The organism is Geodermatophilus sp. SYSU D00758 (assembly GCF_054049955.1).
In genome coordinates, this window is the sequence record NZ_JBJGYK010000008.1 from 82,456 (window position 1) to 100,548 (window position 18,093).

Annotated in this window: 9 protein-coding genes; 2 read left to right on the forward strand and 7 right to left on the reverse strand. The window is 75.7% G+C overall.

All coding sequences use genetic code 11. The features are described from left to right. Positions 1–125 precede the first annotated feature (125 nt). On the forward strand, positions 126–1,451 hold the full coding sequence (locus tag ACI8AC_RS08030) for an alpha-hydroxy-acid oxidizing protein (protein WP_456896919.1): 1,326 nt from the start codon (positions 126–128) through the stop codon (positions 1,449–1,451). Positions 1,452–1,755: 304 nt separating this feature from the next. Here ACI8AC_RS08030 and ACI8AC_RS08035 read toward each other — a convergent pair whose 3' ends face one another. Then, positions 1,756–4,485, reverse strand: coding sequence for a penicillin-binding protein (locus ACI8AC_RS08035; protein WP_456896921.1), 2,730 nt, complete (start codon positions 4,483–4,485; stop codon positions 1,756–1,758). A gap of 150 nt (positions 4,486–4,635) precedes the next feature. On the opposite strand from ACI8AC_RS08035, the gene ACI8AC_RS08040 reads away from it, so the two are divergent. Further along, complete coding sequence (locus tag ACI8AC_RS08040) at positions 4,636–5,058, forward strand: PaaI family thioesterase (protein WP_456896923.1); 423 nt, start codon at positions 4,636–4,638, stop codon at positions 5,056–5,058. Here the strand turns inward: ACI8AC_RS08040 and ACI8AC_RS08045 are convergent. The 6 genes from ACI8AC_RS08045 to ACI8AC_RS08070 all read right to left on the reverse strand — a co-directional run bounded on the left by ACI8AC_RS08045 (position 5,027) and on the right by ACI8AC_RS08070 (position 17,937). Continuing rightward, entirely contained in the window at positions 5,027–8,245 is a 3,219-nt protein-coding gene (locus ACI8AC_RS08045; protein WP_456896925.1) for an FAD-binding and (Fe-S)-binding domain-containing protein, read from the reverse strand. The two genes, ACI8AC_RS08040 and ACI8AC_RS08045, sit on opposite strands and share 32 nt — an antisense overlap. Before the next feature lie 6 nt (positions 8,246–8,251). After that, a complete protein-coding gene (locus ACI8AC_RS08050; RefSeq protein WP_456896927.1) occupies positions 8,252–10,042 on the reverse strand; it encodes a thiamine pyrophosphate-requiring protein in 1,791 nt (596 codons plus the stop codon). Positions 10,043–10,142: 100 nt separating this feature from the next. Next, positions 10,143–11,972, reverse strand: a complete 1,830-nt coding sequence (locus ACI8AC_RS08055; RefSeq protein ID WP_456896929.1) for a glycoside hydrolase family 15 protein — start codon at positions 11,970–11,972, stop codon at positions 10,143–10,145. A 140-nt stretch (positions 11,973–12,112) separates the two neighbouring features. Continuing rightward, entirely contained in the window at positions 12,113–14,665 is a 2,553-nt protein-coding gene (locus ACI8AC_RS08060; RefSeq protein WP_456896931.1) for an ABC transporter permease, read from the reverse strand. 2 nt (positions 14,666–14,667) lie between these two features. Then, complete coding sequence (locus ACI8AC_RS08065) at positions 14,668–15,438, reverse strand: ABC transporter ATP-binding protein (protein WP_456896932.1); 771 nt, start codon at positions 15,436–15,438, stop codon at positions 14,668–14,670. Positions 15,439–15,702: 264 nt separating this feature from the next. Beyond that, a complete protein-coding gene (locus ACI8AC_RS08070) occupies positions 15,703–17,937 on the reverse strand; it encodes an MMPL family transporter (protein WP_456896934.1) in 2,235 nt (744 codons plus the stop codon). Positions 17,938–18,093: the final 156 nt, after the last annotated feature.

Consider the following 18,093-nt stretch of genomic DNA (forward strand, 5'->3'; position numbering starts at 1 on the left):
GGACCGCGGGAACGGCCCGCGGCCGCGGGTTACCGGCCGGTTGCGCGTGTCGGCGCGGCGTGTCGCGAGATCGTCGGCCGGGCCCCCGTCCGGGGCTGTGACGCAGGGCTCACTACGGTGGGCCGGTGGACTCTGCCGCCGGGACCGGACGACGCCGCCAGGACGAGGTCTACCGCGCCGGGGTGTACGGCCGGCGCCCGCGGGTGCCGACCGCCGCCCGGCGCCTGCAGCAGGCCGCCCGGCGCCGGCTGACCCCGCGGGCCTACGCCTACGTCGCCGGCGGGGCCGGCGAGGAGACGACCCAGCGGGCCAACCGGACGGCGTTCGACCGCTGGGCCGTCGTCCCCCGGGTGCTGCGGGACGTCAGCAGCCGGGACACCTCGGTCGAGCTGTTCGGCCGCCGCCTGCCGGCACCGGTGCTGCTCGGCCCGGTCGGGGCGCTGGAGCTCGTGCACCGCGAGGCCGACCTCGCGGTCGCCCGCGCGGCCGCGGGCCTGGGCGTGCCGATGGTGTTCTCGAACCAGGCGTCGGTGCCCATGGAGACCTGTGCGGGGGCGATGGGGGACGCGCCGCGCTGGTCGCAGCTGTACTGGTCGACCTCCGACGAGCTGGTGGAGAGCCTCGTGTCCCGGGCCGAGGCGTGCGGGTGCGAGGCCCTGGTGGTCACCCTCGACACGACGATGCTCGGCTGGCGGCCCCGGGACCTCGACCTCGGCCACCTGCCCTTCGCGCTGGGCAAGGGCATCGCCCAGTACACCTCCGACCCGGTGTTCCGGCGGCTGGTCGAGGAGCGGGTCGCCGCGGCGGCGGGGGAAGCCGCGCCGGCGCCGGTCGAGGCGGGCGACGCCGCCGCGCGGGACCGCCAGCCCCGGCCCACCGTCGCCGCGGTGCGTGCCCTGGTCGGCATGGCGCGCGCCTGGCCGGGCCCGCTGCGGGAGAACCTGCGCTCCCCGCTGCCCCGCGCCGCGGTGGAGACGTTCCTGCGCATCTACTCGCGGCCCTCGATCACCTGGGCCGACCTCGCCTGGCTGCGGGCCCGCACCCGCCTGCCGATCGTGCTCAAGGGGGTGCTGCACCCCGACGACGCCCGGCGGGCCCTCGACGAGGGGGTCGACGGCGTGGTGGTGAGCACCCACGGCGGGCGGCAGGTGGACCGCTCGATCTCGGCGCTCGACGCGCTGCCCGACGTGGTCGCCACGGTGGGCGACCGGGCGCCGGTGCTCCTCGACAGCGGGGTCCGCAGCGGGGCCGACGTCTTCACCGCCGTCGCCCTCGGCGCCCGCGCCGTGCTGCTGGGCCGGCCCTGGGTGTGGGGGCTCGGCCTGGCGGGCGAGGAGGGCGTGCGCCAGGTGGTCTCCGACGTCCTCGGCGAGTTCGACCTGACGCTGGGGTTGACGGGGCACACCGGGGTCGACCAGCTCTCCGCCGAGGTGCTGCGCCGGGTCGGCTGACAACCCGGCCGGACCGCCCCGGGCGGATCCGGACACGCGCGGGACGACACGCCGGGCGGGCTTGACCCTCCCGTGTGAGCTGGGTCACAGTGGCTCTGGGCGGGGGTAGCCGGCAAACAGTGGCCACCCACAGCTGGGTGGACTGACCAACGCGGCCAGACCGTCAGGACCGGCCCCCCGCCCCACATCCTCGTCGACAGCGGGCGGCTGCGCCCGGGTCCCCGTGTCATGTCTCCCGGCACCTACGTCTCTGAGCGCCATGGCACTCAGAGACGTAGGTGCCCGGGGTGGCTGCTGGTGCCGCTCAGCCGGTGGGCCCGGCGCCGCCGTCGTCCGGGAACTGCTCGGCGGCCGGGCCGGGTGCGCCCTCGGGTCCCGGCGCCGGCTCGGGTGCGGGTTCCGGTCCGGGTGCGGGTTCCGGTCCGGGTACGGGTTCCGGTGCCGGCTCGGGAGCAGGCGCGGGCCCGGGAGCGGGCGCGGGCTCCGGGGCGGGCGCGGGCTCCCGTGCCGGCTCGGGAGCGGGTTCCGGTGCCGGCTCAGGGGCGGGCTCGGGCTCGGGAGCGGGAGCGGGGGCGGGCTCGGGAGCGGGCTCCTGGGCGGGAGCCGGGGCCGGCGCGGGCTCCGGCGCCGGCTCGGGGGCGGGCGGCGGCTCGGGAGCGGGCTCCGGTGCCGGCGCGGGGGCAGGCTCGGGGGCGGGAGCGGGCTCCGGTGCCGGCGCGGGGGCGGGCGGCGGCGCGGGGGCCGGCTCGGGCTCCGGCGGCGGGGGCGGCGTCCAGCGGGCACCGTTGCTGACCAGCACGGTCACCGGCCGGTTGCTGTCCACCACCGCACCCGGGGCGGGATCCACGCCGACGACGACGCCGGGCGGCCGGCCGCTGTCCACCCGCACCAGGTTCGCGCTCAGCCCGGAGGAGGACAGCAGGGCCCGGCACCGAGAGGACCCGGAGCCCACGCACCCCGGGGGGAGGGACTGCTTGGTGCCCTGCACGTAGTACGGGTCGGCGGGCGCGAACGGCACCGGCTCGCGCTGGGAGAGGATCGGCGCCAGCGCGTCGTGCCAGATCGTGGCGCCCTTGCCCCCGCCGAAACCGCCGACGTCCCGGTTGGCCACCGGGTCGTAGACCATCACGCTCGCCGCGATCTGCGGCGTGTAGCCGACGAAGGCGATCGAGTAGTTGTCCTGCGTCGTCCCGGTCTTGCCGGCGATCTGGTGCCCCGGCACGTAGGCCCGCCGGCCCGTCTGCCCGGGGAACCCGGGCTCGACGTCCTTGCGCAGCGCCTGGTTGAGCGTGTTGGCCAGCCCGGCCGGGACCACTTCGGGGGTGCAGCGGTCCTGGATGAGCACCGGCGAGCCGTCCTCGCGGGTCAGCGGCTGCCCGTACCGGTCGAGGATCTCGTCGACCGGGGTGGGCGAGCAGTGGGTGCCGCTGGCGGCCAGCGTGCCGTACGCGTTGGCCAGCGCCAGCGGGCTGGTCGCCTCGGCCCCGAAGGTGAACGAGCCCCGGTTCTCCGCCTTGACCTGCTCGGCGACCGGCTCGAGCGAGGTCAGCCCCAGGCGCAGCGCCATGTCCACCGGGCCGGTGACGCTCCCCAGCCGGTCCTCCAGGGCCAGGAAGTAGGTGTTGGACGACATGTAGAGCGCGCGCTCCATGTCGAGCGTGCTCGGGTACCGCCCGGCGTTGCCCACGTCGTAGGGCGCGTCTCCGTCCCGGTAGACCGTGGACTCGTACGGGTCGTCGGTCGTGATGACGTGGTCGAGCCCGTAGCCGGCCTCGAGCGCCGCCGCGGCGGTGAACACCTTGTACGTCGAGCCGGCTCCCTGGCCCGCGGCCGTGGCCAGGTTGACCGTGGTCTGGGCCGGGTCGGACTCGTCCAGCCCGTACCGGCGGTTGACCGACATGGCCAGCACCCGGCCCGACCCCGGCTCGACCGCCGTGTAGATCGCGGCCAGCGGATCCCCCTCGGGGACCGAGGCCCGCACGGCCGCGTCGCCGGCCTGCTGCATCGCCGGGTCGATCGTCGTGCGGATCGTGAGCCCGCCGGTCTCGATCTCCCGCATGCTCAGCCCCAGCGTCCCGGTGAGGTACGAGAGGACGTAGTCGCAGAAGAAGCCGCTGACGGCGGCCTCGGCGCACCCGCGCGGCGGCCCCTGGCCGGGGGCGAGCACGACCGGCGCGGCCTGCGCCTCGGCCGCGGCGGCCGGGTCGACCATGCCGAGGTCCAGCATCCGGCCGATGACGACGTCGCGTCGCGCGGTGGCCGCGTCCGGGGCGACGAACGGGTCGTACTGCGTCGGGCTCTGCACCAGCCCGGCGAGCGTGGCCGCCTGGGCGAGGGTCAGCGCGTCCGGCGTGGTGTCGAAGTATGTCTCGGCCGCCGCGTGCACCCCGTAGGCGCCGGCGCCGAAGTAGACCCGGTTGAGGTAGCGGGTGAGGATCTCGTCCTTGGTGTACCGCTGCTCCAGACCGAGGGCCAGCTGCGCCTCGTCCAGCTTGCGGCCCAGCGCCTCCGCGGTCGCCGCCTCCCGCTCCTCCGGCGACTCCGCCGACTGCAGCCGGATCTGCTTGACCAGCTGCTGGGTGAGCGTGGAGCCGCCCTCGACCACCGTGCCGGCGGCCAGGTTGCGCACCAGGGCCCGCACGAGGCCCTCGCCGTCCACCCCGGAGTGCTCGTGGAAGCGGGCGTCCTCGATGGCGACCAGGGCGTCCTTCATCACCGGGGCGATCGCCTCGCTGGGGACCACGGTCCGGTTGCGCCGGTACAGCTCGGTGATCAGCGTGCCGTCGACGGCCAGGACCCGCGTGTTGCCCGCCGGCGTCCGGTCGAGCAGCTCGGCCTCCACCGGGTGCAGCACGCCGGCGGTGTCGCGCGTGGCCAGGCCCGCGCCCGCGACCAGCGGCAGCGCCAGGGACGCCGCCAGGGCGCCGGCCAGCAGGACGGCCACCGCCAGCCCGAGGAGCGCCCGCAGCCGGCGCGGCCGGGACCGGGGGTCGGACTCGACGCCGGGCACCGGCAGACCGGGGGGACGGGGCACGCAGGAACCTCCTGGATACGCGGTCGGGCCGGTTCCACGTTCCCCGCGGGCACCGCCCCCGCCACGCCCTTCACGGATTCGTCACGTGACCGCAAAGTGGTCCGGGGAGGGGGTCCGCGCGGCCCCGGGCGCGGCTGGCAGGGTGGCCGGGTGACCGCCGACCCCGCCGTGCTCGCCGACCGCGTGCAGGGCGTCCTCGACGTGCCGCTGCACCGCTGGCTGGGCCTGGCGCTCGCCGACCCCGCCGACCCGCGGGCCGGGATCGTGCTCCCCGTCGGGCCGCCGGCGCTGAACAACGCCGGGGTGCTGCACGGCGGCATCGTGGCCGCCCTCCTCGACGTCGCCGCCTACGTCCGCCTGCTGCCCGACCTCGGCGCCGAGGAGAACGCGGTCACCCACGACGCGACGTCCTCGCTGCTGCGGGGCGTGGGCGAGGGTGCCCGGGTGCTGCTGCGCGCCGAGGTGGTGCGGCGCGGACGCACGCTGGCGTTCCTGCGGTCGGAGGCCACGGTGGACGGCGAGGTCGTGGCGATGGGCTCGGTCACCAAGTCGCTGCTGCGCCCGCGGGCCTGACCGCACCGCAGGACCCGCGGCGCAGGAGGCTTCTCCCCCGTCGGGGGCCTGCGGACGTGGGAAGGGCTTCCTCTGCCGTGCCGCGGACCGCGCCGACACCCCGCGCGGCCCGGACGACGGCGCCGGTCAGCAGCGCCCCGGCCGCCGCCGTCCCGGCCAGCACCGCCCAGGAGGCCGCGCGGGAGGTCGACGGCCGCTCGGCGTAGGCCTCCTCGGGTCGCTGCCCCGGCCGGGCGGGGTCGCCGCGCAGCGCGGCGGCGAGCAGCTCGGCCAGGTGCACCGCCGCACGGCCGCCGGAATCGCCCTGCTCGATCTGGGTGCGGCAGCTGAAGCCGTCGGCGAGCACGACGTCCCCGGGGTCGGCGTCGCGCAGGGCCGGCAGCAGCACCCGCTCGGCGCAGGCCATCGAGACCTCGTAGTGGCCCTTCTGGTACCCGAAGTTTCCGGCCAGCCCGCAGCAGCCGGAGTCGAGGACGTGCACGTCCAGGCCCACCCGCCGCATCAGCTCGACGTCGGCGTCGAAGCCCATGACCGCGTGCTGGTGGCAGTGCGTCTGCACCAGCGCGCGGCGGTGCAGCTCCGGCGGCTCCCAGCCGGGGGTGCGCTCGGTGAGCAGCTCGGCCAGGGTGACCGTCTGCTCCCGCAGCCGCCGGACGTCGGGGTCGCCCGGCCACAGCTCGGCGACGTCCTCCCGGAACACCGCGGTGCACGACGGCTCCAGCCCGAGGACCGGCGTCCCGGCCTGCAGGTGCGGCCGGAGCACGTCGATCGTCCGGCGCAGCACCCGTTTGGCCACGTCCAGCTGCCCGGTCGAGATCCAGGTCAGCCCGCAGCAGACCGCCTCCTGCGGGACGACGACCCGCCAGCCGGCGTCCTCCAGCACCTCGACCGCCGCCCGGGCCGGCGACGGGTGGAAGGAGTTGCTGAAGGTGTCCGGCCACAGCACCACCTCGCCGCGCTCACCGCTCCCCCGCGGGCCGCGGGCGGCGTACCAGGACCGGAAGGTCTCCTCGGCGAACTGCGGGATCTCCCGCTCCGGCGCGACGCCGCCCAGCGCGGTGGCGATCCGGGCGAGCACCGGGGCGTGGGAGACGGCGTTGACCAGCCGCGGCGCCCGGGTGGCCGCCCTCGCGACCAGGGGCAGCCAACCCAGGCTGAAGTGGTCCAGCGGGCGCAGCCGGCCGGCGTAGTGGTGGGAGAGGAACTCGGCCTTGTAGGTGGCCATGTCCACGTTGACCGGGCAGTCGGTCTTGCAGCCCTTGCAGGCCAGGCAGAGGTCCAGCGCGTCCCGCACGGCCTCCGAGCGCCACCCGTCGCGGATCGGGGAGTCCTCGTGCCCGGCCAGCATCTCGAACAGCAGGCGGGCCCGGCCCCGCGTGGAGTGCTCCTCCTCCCGCGTGACCATGTAGGAGGGGCACATCACCCCGCCGTGGTCGCGCCGGCAGCGGCCCACCCCCACGCAGCGCTGCACGGCCTCGTCGAAGCTGCCGCCGTCGTGCGGGTAGGCGAAGTGGGTCTCCACCGGCCGGGGCGAGTAGTCCGCCCCCAGGCGCAGGTCCTCGTCCAGGCGGCGGGCGGGGACGACCTTGCCGGGGTTCATCCGGTCGTCGGGGTCGAAGACCGCCTTGAACCGGGCGAAGGCCTCGGTCAGCTCCGCCCCGAACATCCTCGGCAGGAGTTCGCCGCGGGCCTGGCCGTCGCCGTGCTCACCGGAGAACGACCCGCCGTAGGAGACGACGAGGTCGGCCGCCCGCTCGACGAACTCCCGGAACCCGGCCACCCCGCCGGCGGTCTCCAGGTCGAACGGGATGCGGGTGTGCACGCAGCCCTGCCCGAAGTGCCCGTAGACCGAGGTGCGCGCGAACCCGAACTCCTCGTAGAGCGCCTTGAGGTCCCGCAGGTAGCCGGCGAGGTCGGCGGGGGCGACCGCGGAGTCCTCCCAGCCCGGCCAGGTGTCGGGCATGCCCGGGACGCGGGCGGTGGCGCCGAGGCCGGACTCGCGGATCTGCCAGATCTGGATCTGGGCCTCCTCGTCCTCGAAGACCGTCGCCGTCGGGGCCGATTCCCAGCTGTCGGCGGCCTCGGCGAACCGCCGGGCCCGGCCGACGGCCTCGTCGTCGTCCGCGCCGCCGAACTGGGCGAGCACCCAGGCCCGCGGGCCCCCGGGCAGCAGCTGCAGCGCGTCGGGGTTGAGGTCCTTGCGCTGCTGGTACCGGATCAGCTCCCGGTCCAGGCCCTCGAGCGCGATGGGTTCGTGGGTCACGATCCGCGGCACGTCCCCGGCCGCGGTGACCGCGTCGGGGTAGCCGAGCAGCACCAGCGCGTGGTGCCCCACGACCGGGACCAGCCGCAGCTCCGCCCGCAGCACCGTGACCAGCGTGTTCTCGGAGCCGACCAGGGCCTGGGCCAGGTGGAGGCCCTTCTCGGGCAGCAGCGAGTCGAGGTTGTAGCCCGAGACGCGCCGGGGCACGTCCTCGGGGAACCGCTCCCGGATCAGGTCGGCGTACCGGTCCCGCAGCTCCCGCAGCTGGGCGTACACCTCCCCGCGGCGGCCGCCGGCCCGCACGATCGCGGCGTACTCCTCGTCGGAGGTCGCGCCGACGGTCATCCGGGTGCCGTCGTAGAGCAGCACCTCCAACGAGACGACGTTGTCCACGACCTTGCCGGTGCGCTGCGCCGTCGCCCCGCAGGAGTTGTTGCCGATCATCCCGCCGATCGTGCAGTGGCTGTGGGTGGCCGGCTCCGGCCCGAACTCCAGGCCGTGCTCGGCCAGCTGCGCGTTGAGCTCGTCGAGCACGATGCCCGGCTCGACGACGCAGGTCCGTGCCTCCGCATCGACCGAGAGCAGCCGGGTGCAGTACTTGGCGAAGTCCAGGACGACGGCGGTGTTGGTGCACTCCCCGCCCAGGCTCGTCCCGCCGCCGCGGGCCAGCAGCGGCGCGCCGTGCTCCCGGCACACCGCGACCGCCGCCGCGGCGGCCTCCACCGTGCGGGGCACCACCACCCCGATCGGCACCTGCCGGTAGTTGGAGGCGTCGGTGCTGTAGGCGCCCCGGGACCCGGCGTCGAAGCGGACCTCGCCGTCCACCCGGGCGCGCAGGTCGCGCTCCAGGGCGGCGACGTCGACGCCGGCGGCGGGGTCCTCGGGCGGGCGGACGACGGGGGCGGGCAGGTCGACCGGGGCCACCGGCGCTCAGCCCTTCGTGCCGGGGAGGAACTCCTGCACCTTCTGCTTGACGCCCTGCTTGACGAAGCCGGCGGCGTCCTCGTCGCCCTTGAGCGCCGACTTCGCGGTGGCCATCGCCTGCTCGACGGTCGCGTGCGGCGGGATCGGGGGGACGTCGGGGTCGCAGCGGATGTCCAGCAGCGTCGGGCGGTCGGCGGACAGGGCGGCGTCCCAGGCGGGTCCGACGTCGTCGGGTTCGTCGACGTTGATGCCCTGCAACCCCAGCCCGCGGGCGAAGGCGGCGTAGTCGACGTCGGGGACGACCTGCGACTCGGCGAACTTCGGCGCCCCCTCCATCGCCCGCATCTCCCAGGTGACCTGGTTGAGGTCGTTGTTGTGGAAGACGGCGACGACCAGCCGGCGGTCGGACCACTCCTCGAAGTAGCGGCGGACGGTGATCATCTCGGCCAGGCCGTTCATCTGCATCGCGCCGTCGCCGACGAGGGCGATCGCCGGGCGCTCGGGGTGCGCCCACTTGGCGCCGATCGCGTAGGGCACGCCGGGGCCCATCGTGGCCAGCGTGCCGGAGAGGGAGCCCCGGACGTCGCCGTGGAAGCGGAGGTGGCGGGCGTACCAGTTGGCCGCGCTGCCGGAGTCGGCGGTGACGATCGCGTTCGCCGGCAGCCGCTCGGACAGCTCGTGCACGATCCGCATCGGGTTGACCGGGTCGGCATCGGTCATGGCGCGCCGCTGCATGGTCTCCCACCAGCCGGCGACGTCGGACTCGATCTTCTCCCGCCAGGAGCGGTCGGTCGTGCGCCGCAGCAGCGGGATCAGCGCCTGCAGCGTGGCCTTCGCGTCGCCGACGACGTTGAGCTCGTAGGGGTAGCGCATGCCGATCCAGCTGCCGGAGCGGTCGATCTGGATCGCCCGCGCCTGGTCGAGCTCGGGCAGGAACTGGGTGTAGGGGAAGTTCGACCCGACGGTGAGCAGCGTGTCGCAGCCCATCATCATCTCGTAGCTCGGCCGGGTGCCCAGCAGGCCGATCGCCCCGGTCACCCAGGGCTCGGTGTCGGGCAGCACGTCCTTGCCGAGCAGCGCCTTGGCCGCGCCGGCGCCGAGCAGGTCGGCGACCTCGGTCAGCTCCGCCTGGCAGCCCCGGGCGCCCTGGCCGACCAGCAGCGCGACCTTCTCGCCGGCGTTGAGGATGTCGGCGGCCTGCCGGACGGCGGCCGGGTCCGGCTGCGGCCTCGCCGGGGCGAGGCCCAGGCTGGAGGGGACCTCCTTGAACTGGTGGCCGGGCGGTTCGTAGTCCAGCTCCTGGACGTCGGAGGGGAAGATCAGGGCCGTCGGCGCCCGCTCGCTCACCGCGATCCGGATGGCCCGGTCGACGAGGTTGGGCAGCTGTTCGGGGACGGTGCACATCTGCACGTAGTCGCTGCAGACGTCCTTGAACAGGGTCAGCAGGTCGACCTCCTGCTGGTACCCGCCGCCCATCGCGGAGCGCTCGGTCTGCCCGACGATCGCCACGACCGGGACGTGGTCGAGCTTGGCGTCGTAGAGCCCGTTGAGCAGGTGGATCGCGCCGGGCCCGCTGGTCGCGGCGCAGACGCCGAAGCCGCCGCTGAACTTGGCGAAGCCGACGGCCTCGAAGGCCGACATCTCCTCGTGCCGGGACTGCACGAACTCGGGGTCGTTGTCGGCCCTGCCCCAGGCGGCGAGCAGGCCGTTGATGCCGTCCCCGGGATACCCGAAGACCTGGCGCACCCCCCATTCGCGGAGCCGGGCGAGCAGGTAGTCGGCGACGGTCTGCGGCATGGAGATCACTCCCACGATCGGGTCGTCTGCCAGGACCTCACCGGTCCCGTAGCCCCCCTCCCCGGGGGGAAACGGGCCACCGCCCCTCGTCACGCCCTCGTCATGTGAGGTGCCCGGGCTCCTCCGGCAGCCCGCTCTGCCCCGTGCCGCACTCCTCGGCCGGCCGGGTACCGGAGAGGTGGCGGGCGGCGTTGACCAGCCCCACGTGGCTGAACGCCTGGGGCGTGTTGCCGACCTGCCGCCCGGCGCGGGTGTCGTACTCCTCGCTGAGCAGGCCCAGGTCGCTGCGCAGGTCCAGCAGCCGCTCGAACAGCTGCTCGGCCTCCCGCCGGCGACCGGTGCCGGCCAGGGCGTCGACCAGCCAGAAGCTGCAGGCGAGGAAGGCACCCTCGTGGCCCGGCAGGCCGTCGTCGGTCCCGCCGGGGCCGGTCCGGTAGCGCAGCAGCAGGCCGTCCTCGGTGAGCTCCCGGCGGACGGCGTCGACGGTGCCGACCACCCGCTCGTCGCGCCAGTCCAGGAAGCCGAACCGCGGGATGAGCAGGAGCGCCGCGTCGAGGCAGCGCGACCCGTAGGACTGGGTGAAGGTGTTCCGGTCCGGGTCGTACCCCCGGGCGCAGACGTCGGCGTGGATCCGCGCCCGGAGCGCGCGCCAGCGCTCCACCGGGCCGTCCAGGCCGTGCTGCTCGACGGCCCGGACCGCGCTGTCCACCCCGGCCCAGGCCAGCACCTTGCTGTGCACGAAGTGCCGGCGCTCCCCGCGGACCTCCCACAGCCCGTTGTCCGGCCGGTCCCACGAGCCCTCCAGCACGTCGAGCAGGCCGCGCTGCACCGCCCAGGCGTCCGGCGTGCTCTCCAGCCCCGCCTCCCGGGCCAGGTGCAGCCCGTCGAGCACCTCGCCCCACACGTCCAGCTGCAGCTGGCCCGCCGCGGCGTTGCCGATCCGGACGGGGGCGGAGCCCTCGTACCCGGCGAGCCAGGGCAGCTCGTACTCCGGGATGCGCCGGGTGCCGTCCAGTCCGTACATGATGCGCAGCTCCGCCGGGTCTCCGGCCACCGCGCGCAGCAGCCAGTCCCGCCATTCGCAGGCCTCGCGGACGTACCCGGTCCCGAGCAGCGCCTGGAGGGTGAAGGTGGCATCGCGCAGCCAGGTGTAGCGGTAGTCCCAGTTCCGGACGCCGCCGAGCTCCTCGGGCAGCGACGTCGTCGCCGCGGCGACGATGCCGCCGGTCGGGGCGTGGGTCAGCGCCTTGAGCGTGACCAGCGAGCGGCGGACGGCGTCGGCCCACCCGCCCGCGTAGTCGCAGCGGCCGATCCAGTCGGCCCAGAACGCCTCCGTGCCGGCCAGGGCCTCCTCGGCGTCCACCGGGTGCGGCGCGGGCCCGTAGGAGGGCGCGTGGGTCAGCACGAACGGCACCCGGTCCCCCGGGCCGACGGCGAACTCCGCGCACCAGCCGCCGTCGCGCTCCTCGGTCTCCACCGGCGTCCGCAACCAGGCCGCGTCGGGGCCGGCCACCGCCACCAGGTCGCCGTCCAGCCGCCGGCTCCACGGTGGCACGTGCCCGTGGTCGAAGCGCAGCCGCAGCTCGCTGCGCACGGTCACCCGGCCGGAGAGGCCCTCGACGATCCGGACGACGTCGGCCGCCTCGCCGCGGATCGGCATGAGGTCGACGACGCGGACGGCTCCCTCCGGGGTCTCCCACCCGGTCTCCAGGACCAGCGAGTCCCCTCGGTAGCGCCGCCGGGTGCAGGTCCCCCCGGCGACCGGTGCCAGCAGCCAGCGCCCGGCCCGCTCGTCGTCCAGCAGGGCGGCGAAGCAGGCCGCGGAGTCGAAGCGCGGCAGGCACAGCCAGTCGATCGACCCGTCGCGGCCCACGAGCGCCGCCGTCTGCAGGTCGCCGATCAGGCCGTAGTCCTCGATCCTCCCGGGCACCCCCTGCGGGGTGCGCGCCCCGGCGGCGGCGCAAACCCCGGGCGCCCGCCGAGGCACGGGAAGCCGTCCACCCGTCCCCGGGCTCCCGACGCGGGGAGGGCCTCCCGTGCCCCGACGTTCTCCGTCCCTCGGCCGGGCGGTCAGGTCGCGGCGACCGCCCGGAGGACGTCGACCTTCGCCGCCCGCCGGGCCGGGCCGATGGCGGCGAGCACGCCGGCGACCGCGGCCGCCAGCACGTAGAGGCCCAGCCGGTCCCCGGGGATCTCCAGCACGGTCAGCCCCTCGCCGGCCAGCCCGCGGGTGAGCGCGGCGCCGGAGGCCAGCCCGAGCACGGCGCCGAGCAGCGCCCCGAGGACGGCGACGATCACCGACTCCCAGCGCACCACCGCCCGCACCTGCCGGCGCGTGGTGCCGACGGCGCGGAGCAGGCCGAGCTCGCGGGTCCGCTCGAACACCGACAGCGCCAGGGTGTTGACGATGCCGAGCAGCGCGATGACCACCGCGAGCGCCAGCAACATCGTGACGATCGCCAGCAGCTGGTCGATGGTCTGCGCCTGCGACTCGGTGAACGACTCGGCGTCGTCGAGCTGGGCGATCGGGTAGGCGGCGGTCACCGCCTCCAGACCGGCCCGGACGTCGGCCGGGTCGGCGCCGTCCTCGGCCACCACCAGGACGGCGGTGTCGAGCCCGGCGCCCCCGTTGGCGGCGAGCGCGTCGAGCGTGACGACGTAGTCGCTGCCGAGCAGGGTCGTGTTGCCGTAGGTGCCGGCGACCGTGAACTCCTGCGCCCCGGTCTGGCTGAACACGATCTCCACCGCGTCGCCCACGGCCAGGCCGTCGGCCCCGGCCACGGCGTCGGAGACGAGCACCGAGCCGTCGCCGAGGTCGGCGACCGCCCCGGAGCTCACCTCGAGGTCGGCGGCCGACTCGACGGTGGCCGGGTCGAGGCCGGTGACCGCGGTGGTGGCGCCGTCCCGCTGCACCGTGGTGACGCGCAGCTGCGCCACCGTGCCCACGCCGTCGACCCCCCGCAGCTCCTCGGCCAGCTGCGGCGGCAGCCCCTGCGCGGTCTGCCCCGCGGCCTTGAGGATGAAGTCGGCCCGGCTGGTGTCGGCGAGCACGTCGGCCACCGAGGCCTTCATGGACGAGGCCACCACGGTCACCGTGGAGACCAGGGCCAGGCCGATCATCAGCGCGGTCGCGGTGTTCGCCGTCCGCCGCGGGTTGCGCAGCGCGTTGCGCCGGGCCAGTGCCGCCGTCGTCCCGCCGAGGCGGGTCAGCGGGCCGCCGACGACCCGGGTGACCGCGGTCGCGATCGGCGGGGCCAGGGTGAGCACGCCGGCCAGGGTGAGCACCGTGCCGAGCCCGGCGGCGGCCAGCTGCTCCTCGCCGACGATCGCCCAGGTCAGCCCGGCGGCACCGAGCACGGTGAGGACGGCGCCGACGGCCGGCCGCACCCGCCCGACCGGCCGGGCCGGGGCGTCGACGGCGCGCAGGGCGGCCACCGGCGGCACCCGGGTGGCCTGCCGGGCGGGCAGCAGCGCGGCGAGCACCGTGACGACGACGCCGACGAGCAGCGCGGCGACGACCGTGCGGGGCTCGACCTGCAGCGTCGTCGTCGGCACCTCGAGGCCGATCGCCCCCAGCGCGGCGCGCAGCCCCACCGCCACCCCGATGCCGAGGCCGAGGCCGAGCGCCGCGGCGACCAGGCCGATGACGAGCGCCTCGACGACGACGGAGGTGCGCACCTGGCGGCGGGAGGCCCCGACGGCCCGCAGCAGCGCCAGCTCGCGGGTCCGCTGGGCGACCAGGATCGAGAAGGTGTTCCAGATGATCAGCGCGCCGACCAGCAGCGAGACGGCGGCGAAGCCGAGCAGCCCGGTGGTGAAGAAGCCCAGCGCGTCGGCGACCGCCGCGCTGTTCTCGGCGACCACCTGCTCGGAGGTCACCGCCTCGAGCCCGTCGGGCAGCGCGGCGGCGAGCCGGTCGCGCAGCTCGCCCGGGGGGACGCCGTCCTCGGCGCGGACGTCGATGCCGTCGAGCAGGCCGACCTTGCCGAGCACCTGCTGGGCGGTGGCCAGGTCGAAGGCCGCCATGGTGGCCCCGGCGAGGTTGTCGGCCTCCCCGAACCCGGCGATCCCGCTGACGACGAAGTCGCGGGGCCCGTCGGCGAACAGGATGGTGACCGGGTCGCCGGGGGCGAAGCCGTGGTCGCGGGCCGTCGCGGCGTCCAGGGCGACCTCGCCGGGGCCGGCCGGGGCGTCGCCGGAGCGCAGGGTGAACCCGGCGGTGAGGCCGGCGTCGGTCTCCTCGGCGGAGGGGAAGTTGGCGCCCAGCGTGGGTGCGCCGCCGGGCTGCACCGGCTCGCCGCCCCGGTCGAGGATCAGCGCGTACCCGGTGACGGCGCCGGCCGCGGCCTCGACCCCCTCGACCTGCTCGACCTCGGCCAGCAGCGACTCGTCGAAGGGCCGGGTCGCACCCAGGGTGCTGGTGTCGGTGAACGCCGACTCGCCGCGGACGGTGACGTCGGTGCCCTCGGTGAGCCCCTCGTAGAGCTGGTCGAAGGTGGCGGTCATGGTGTCCCCGAGCACGAAGGTGCCGGAGACGAACGCGACGCCGAGGCTGATCGAGACCGCCGTCAGCGCCAGCCGCAGCTTGCGGGCCAGCAGGCCCTTCCAGATGACCTTCCGCATGGTCAGCCGCCCAGCCGCTTCATGGTGTCGAGGACGGCCTCGGTGGTGGGGGCGGTCAGCTCGTCGCGGACGCGGCCGTCGGCGAGGAAGACCACCCGGTCGGCGTGCGCGGCCGCGACCGGGTCGTGGGTGACCATGACGATGGTCTGGCCGAACTCGTCGACCGCGCGGCGCAGGAAGGCCAGCAGGTCGGCCCCGGACCGCGAGTCCAGCGCGCCGGTCGGCTCGTCGGCGAAGACGATCTCCGGGCGGGTGACCAGCGCGCGGGCGGCGGCGACGCGCTGCTGCTGGCCGCCGGACAGCTGGGCCGGGGTGTGGCCGAGCCGCGGGGCGAGGCCGACCGCGGCCACGACGGTGTCGAACCAGGCCTGGTCGACCGCGCGGCCGGCGAGGTCCAGCGGCAGCCGGATGTTCTCCGCGGCGGTGAGCGTGGGCAGCAGGTTGAACGCCTGGAAGACGAAGCCCATGCGGTCGCGGCGCAGCGCGGTGAGCTGCTTGTCCGACAGACCGCCCAGGGACTGCTCGCCCAGGCGGACGTCGCCGGAGGTCAGCGTGTCCAGCCCGGCCAGGCAGTGCAGCAGGGTGGACTTGCCCGAGCCGGAGGGCCCCATGATCGCGGTGAACCGGCTCCGGTCGAACGCGACCGTGACGCCGTCCAGCGCGCGGACCGCGGCCTCGCCCGTGCCGTAGGCCTTGACCGCGTCGACGGCGGCGGCCGCGGGCCGCGGCTGCGCGGGCGGGTCGATGAGGGGGGTGGTGCTCGGTGCCGACATGGCGGGGTTCAACTCCTGGGTGGGGGATGCTGCCGGTGATCGTCGAGCGGCCGGGCGGCGGGCACATCGGCCCGGCGGCCGGGTGCGGCCTCGGCGCTTTGACGTAGGCCGTGGTCCCCGCCCGGCAGTGCGGGTCGGGTCGGCGCGGTGCCGGAGGGGGCGTCCGCCGGCCGGACCGGCAGCTGCCCGGTGAGTGCGACGAACCCGTGGCCATCAGCGATCGACGGCCACGGGTCCGTCGCACTCGGGCGGACGCGGCGGGGATCAGTCCCGGACGAGCACCGGCTCCTCCTGCACCGGGCGGGGGGCCGGGACGACGACCGCCGCCGTCCGGGAGGCCGGCTCGTGCTCCAGCCTCGGCAGCCAGCGCAGCCACCGCGGCAGGTACCAGTTGGCGTCGCCGAGCAGCTGCATGACCGCCGGCAGCAGCACCGCGCGGACGACGGTCGCGTCGAGCAGCACCGCGATCGCCAGCCCCAGGCCCACCTGCTTCATCGAGGTCATCGACAGCGCGACGAAGCAGAGGAAGACCAGCACCATGATCCCGGCGGCGCTGGTGACCACGCCGGCGGACGACGTGATGCCCGACCGGACCGCCTCCCGGGTGGGCAGCCCGCGGTCGTGCCCCTCCCGGATCCGGCTGAGGATGAACACGTGGTAGTCCATCGACAGCCCGAACAGGATCACGAAGAGGAACAGCGGGATCCAGTTGACGATCGGGCCGGTGGAGTCCAGGCCGATGAGGTCGGCGCCCACGCCCTCCTGGAACACCAGGACCAGCGCGCCGTAGGCCGCCGCCACCGACAGCAGGTTGAGCACGATCGCGGTGACCGCGGCCACCACCGACCGGAACGAGACGAGCAGCAGCAGGAAGGCCAGGAGCAGCACGAACCCGAAGACGTACGGGGTCCGCTCGGCCATGAGTTCCTCGAAGGCCACCGAGTAGGCGGTGCTCCCCGCGGTCACCGCGGTGACGCCGTCCACGGCGCCGACCGTGGCCGGCACGACCTCGTCGGCGAGGGTGACCAGCGCGTCGCGGGAGGCCTGCTCCTCGCCGTCCCCGACCAGCGGCACCGAGACGACGGCGACGGTGCCCGCGTCGTTGCCCGCGACGGTGATCGGCTCGTTCATCTGCCCGCTGGCCAGGGCCGCGGTCCGCAGGTCGGCGATCGCGGCCTGCACCTCGGGCGCGGTGACGTCGGCGGCCTCGACGACCACCTCGGCCGGGTCGGATCCACCGGGGAAGGCCTCGGCGATGCGCTCGTAGGTACCGATGACGGCCAGCTCCTGCGGCAGGTCCGTGATGCCCTCGTTGCGCAGCGACAGGCCCAGCGCCGGGACGGCGAGGCCGACCAGCAGCGCGGCTGAGACGACCGCCGCGACCAGCGGGCGGCGCAGCACCACCCCGAGGACCGCCGGCCAGAACCGGCCCCCGGCGGCGTCCCGGCGGCGGCGCAGGAACGGCAGCCGGCCCTTCTCCACCCGGTCGCCGAGCCAGCTCATCAGGGCCGGCAGCACGGTCAGCGAGCCGAGCACGGAGGTGGCGACCACCAGGATGGTGGCGATCCCCATGCCGGTGAAGACGGAGAACCCGGTGAGGAACATGCCGGCCATCGCCAGCATCACGGTGATGCCCGAGATGAGCACCGAGCGGCCGGAGGTGGCGGCGGCGACGTCGAGCGCCTCGGCGGCCGAGCGCCCGCGGGCCCGCTCCTCGCGCTCCCGCTTGAGGTAGAACAGCGAGTAGTCCACCCCGACGGCCAGGCCGATGAGCAGCATGACCGTCTGCGCGTTGCCGTCGACGTGCCAGACCTGGCTGACCAGGCCGAGCAGCCCCAGCGCCCCGGCGAACGCGGTGAGCGCGAAGACCAGCGGCAGCACGGCGGCGACGACCGCGCCGAAGGTCAGCAGCAGCACCGACAGGATGATCGGGATCGACAGGTACTCGGCCCGCTGGAAGTCGTCCTCGAGCGCCGCGTCGAGCGCCAGGCCCGCGCTCGTGCCGCCGAACTGCTCGACCCGCACGTCGGCGTGGTCGGCGGCGACCGCGGCGACCGCGTCCTGGATCGGGCCGATGCGGTCCTCCGCGGTCTCCGGGTCGCCGCGGATGTCGAAGGTCACCAGCGCCGAGCGCCCGTCGGCCGACACCAGCGGCGCGCCGGCGAGCGGGCTCACCACGTCCGTGACCTGGGGCGTGGCCTCGAGCGCGGCGACGACGTCGGTCAGGGCCGCGGTGGCGGCGGCCTCGGGGACGCCGTCCTCCCGCTGGACCAGGACCATCTCCGCGGCCGGCTCCTCCCAGCCGTGCTCGTCGAGGATGCGCTGCGCCTGGGCCGGGGCGCCCACCAGCCGCTCGGCGTCGGTCAGCTCGCCCTGCGGCAGCATCCCGCCGAGGACGACGGCGGCGACCACGAAGGCCAGCCAGCCGAGGATCGCGGTCTTGCGGTGCCGGGCGCTCCAGCGGCCCGTGCGGGCGGCGAGGTTGCCGCGTCCGTCCACGGTGGTCTCCTGTCGGTCGGCGGGCCCCGCGGGCCCGCGGCGGTGCACGGGTGCGTCGTCGAATCTGCTGGTCGGCGGGGCGGTCGCCCATCCCGCCAGCTGGCCGGGTGGGTGTCGGGGCAGCCCGACAACCGGCCGCGGCGAGCCTCCCGGCGC

What these genes read in the sequence shown, in the direction of transcription:
- ACI8AC_RS08050 (WP_456896927.1), bottom strand. Translation starts at nt 10,042, where the DNA reads ATGCCGCAGACCGTCGCCGACTACCTGCTCGCCCGGCTCCGCGAATGG.
- ACI8AC_RS08060 (WP_456896931.1), bottom strand. Translation starts at nt 14,665, where the DNA reads ATGCGGAAGGTCATCTGGAAGGGCCTGCTGGCCCGCAAGCTGCGGCTG.
- ACI8AC_RS08065 (WP_456896932.1), bottom strand. Translation starts at nt 15,438, where the DNA reads ATGTCGGCACCGAGCACCACCCCCCTCATCGACCCGCCCGCGCAGCCG.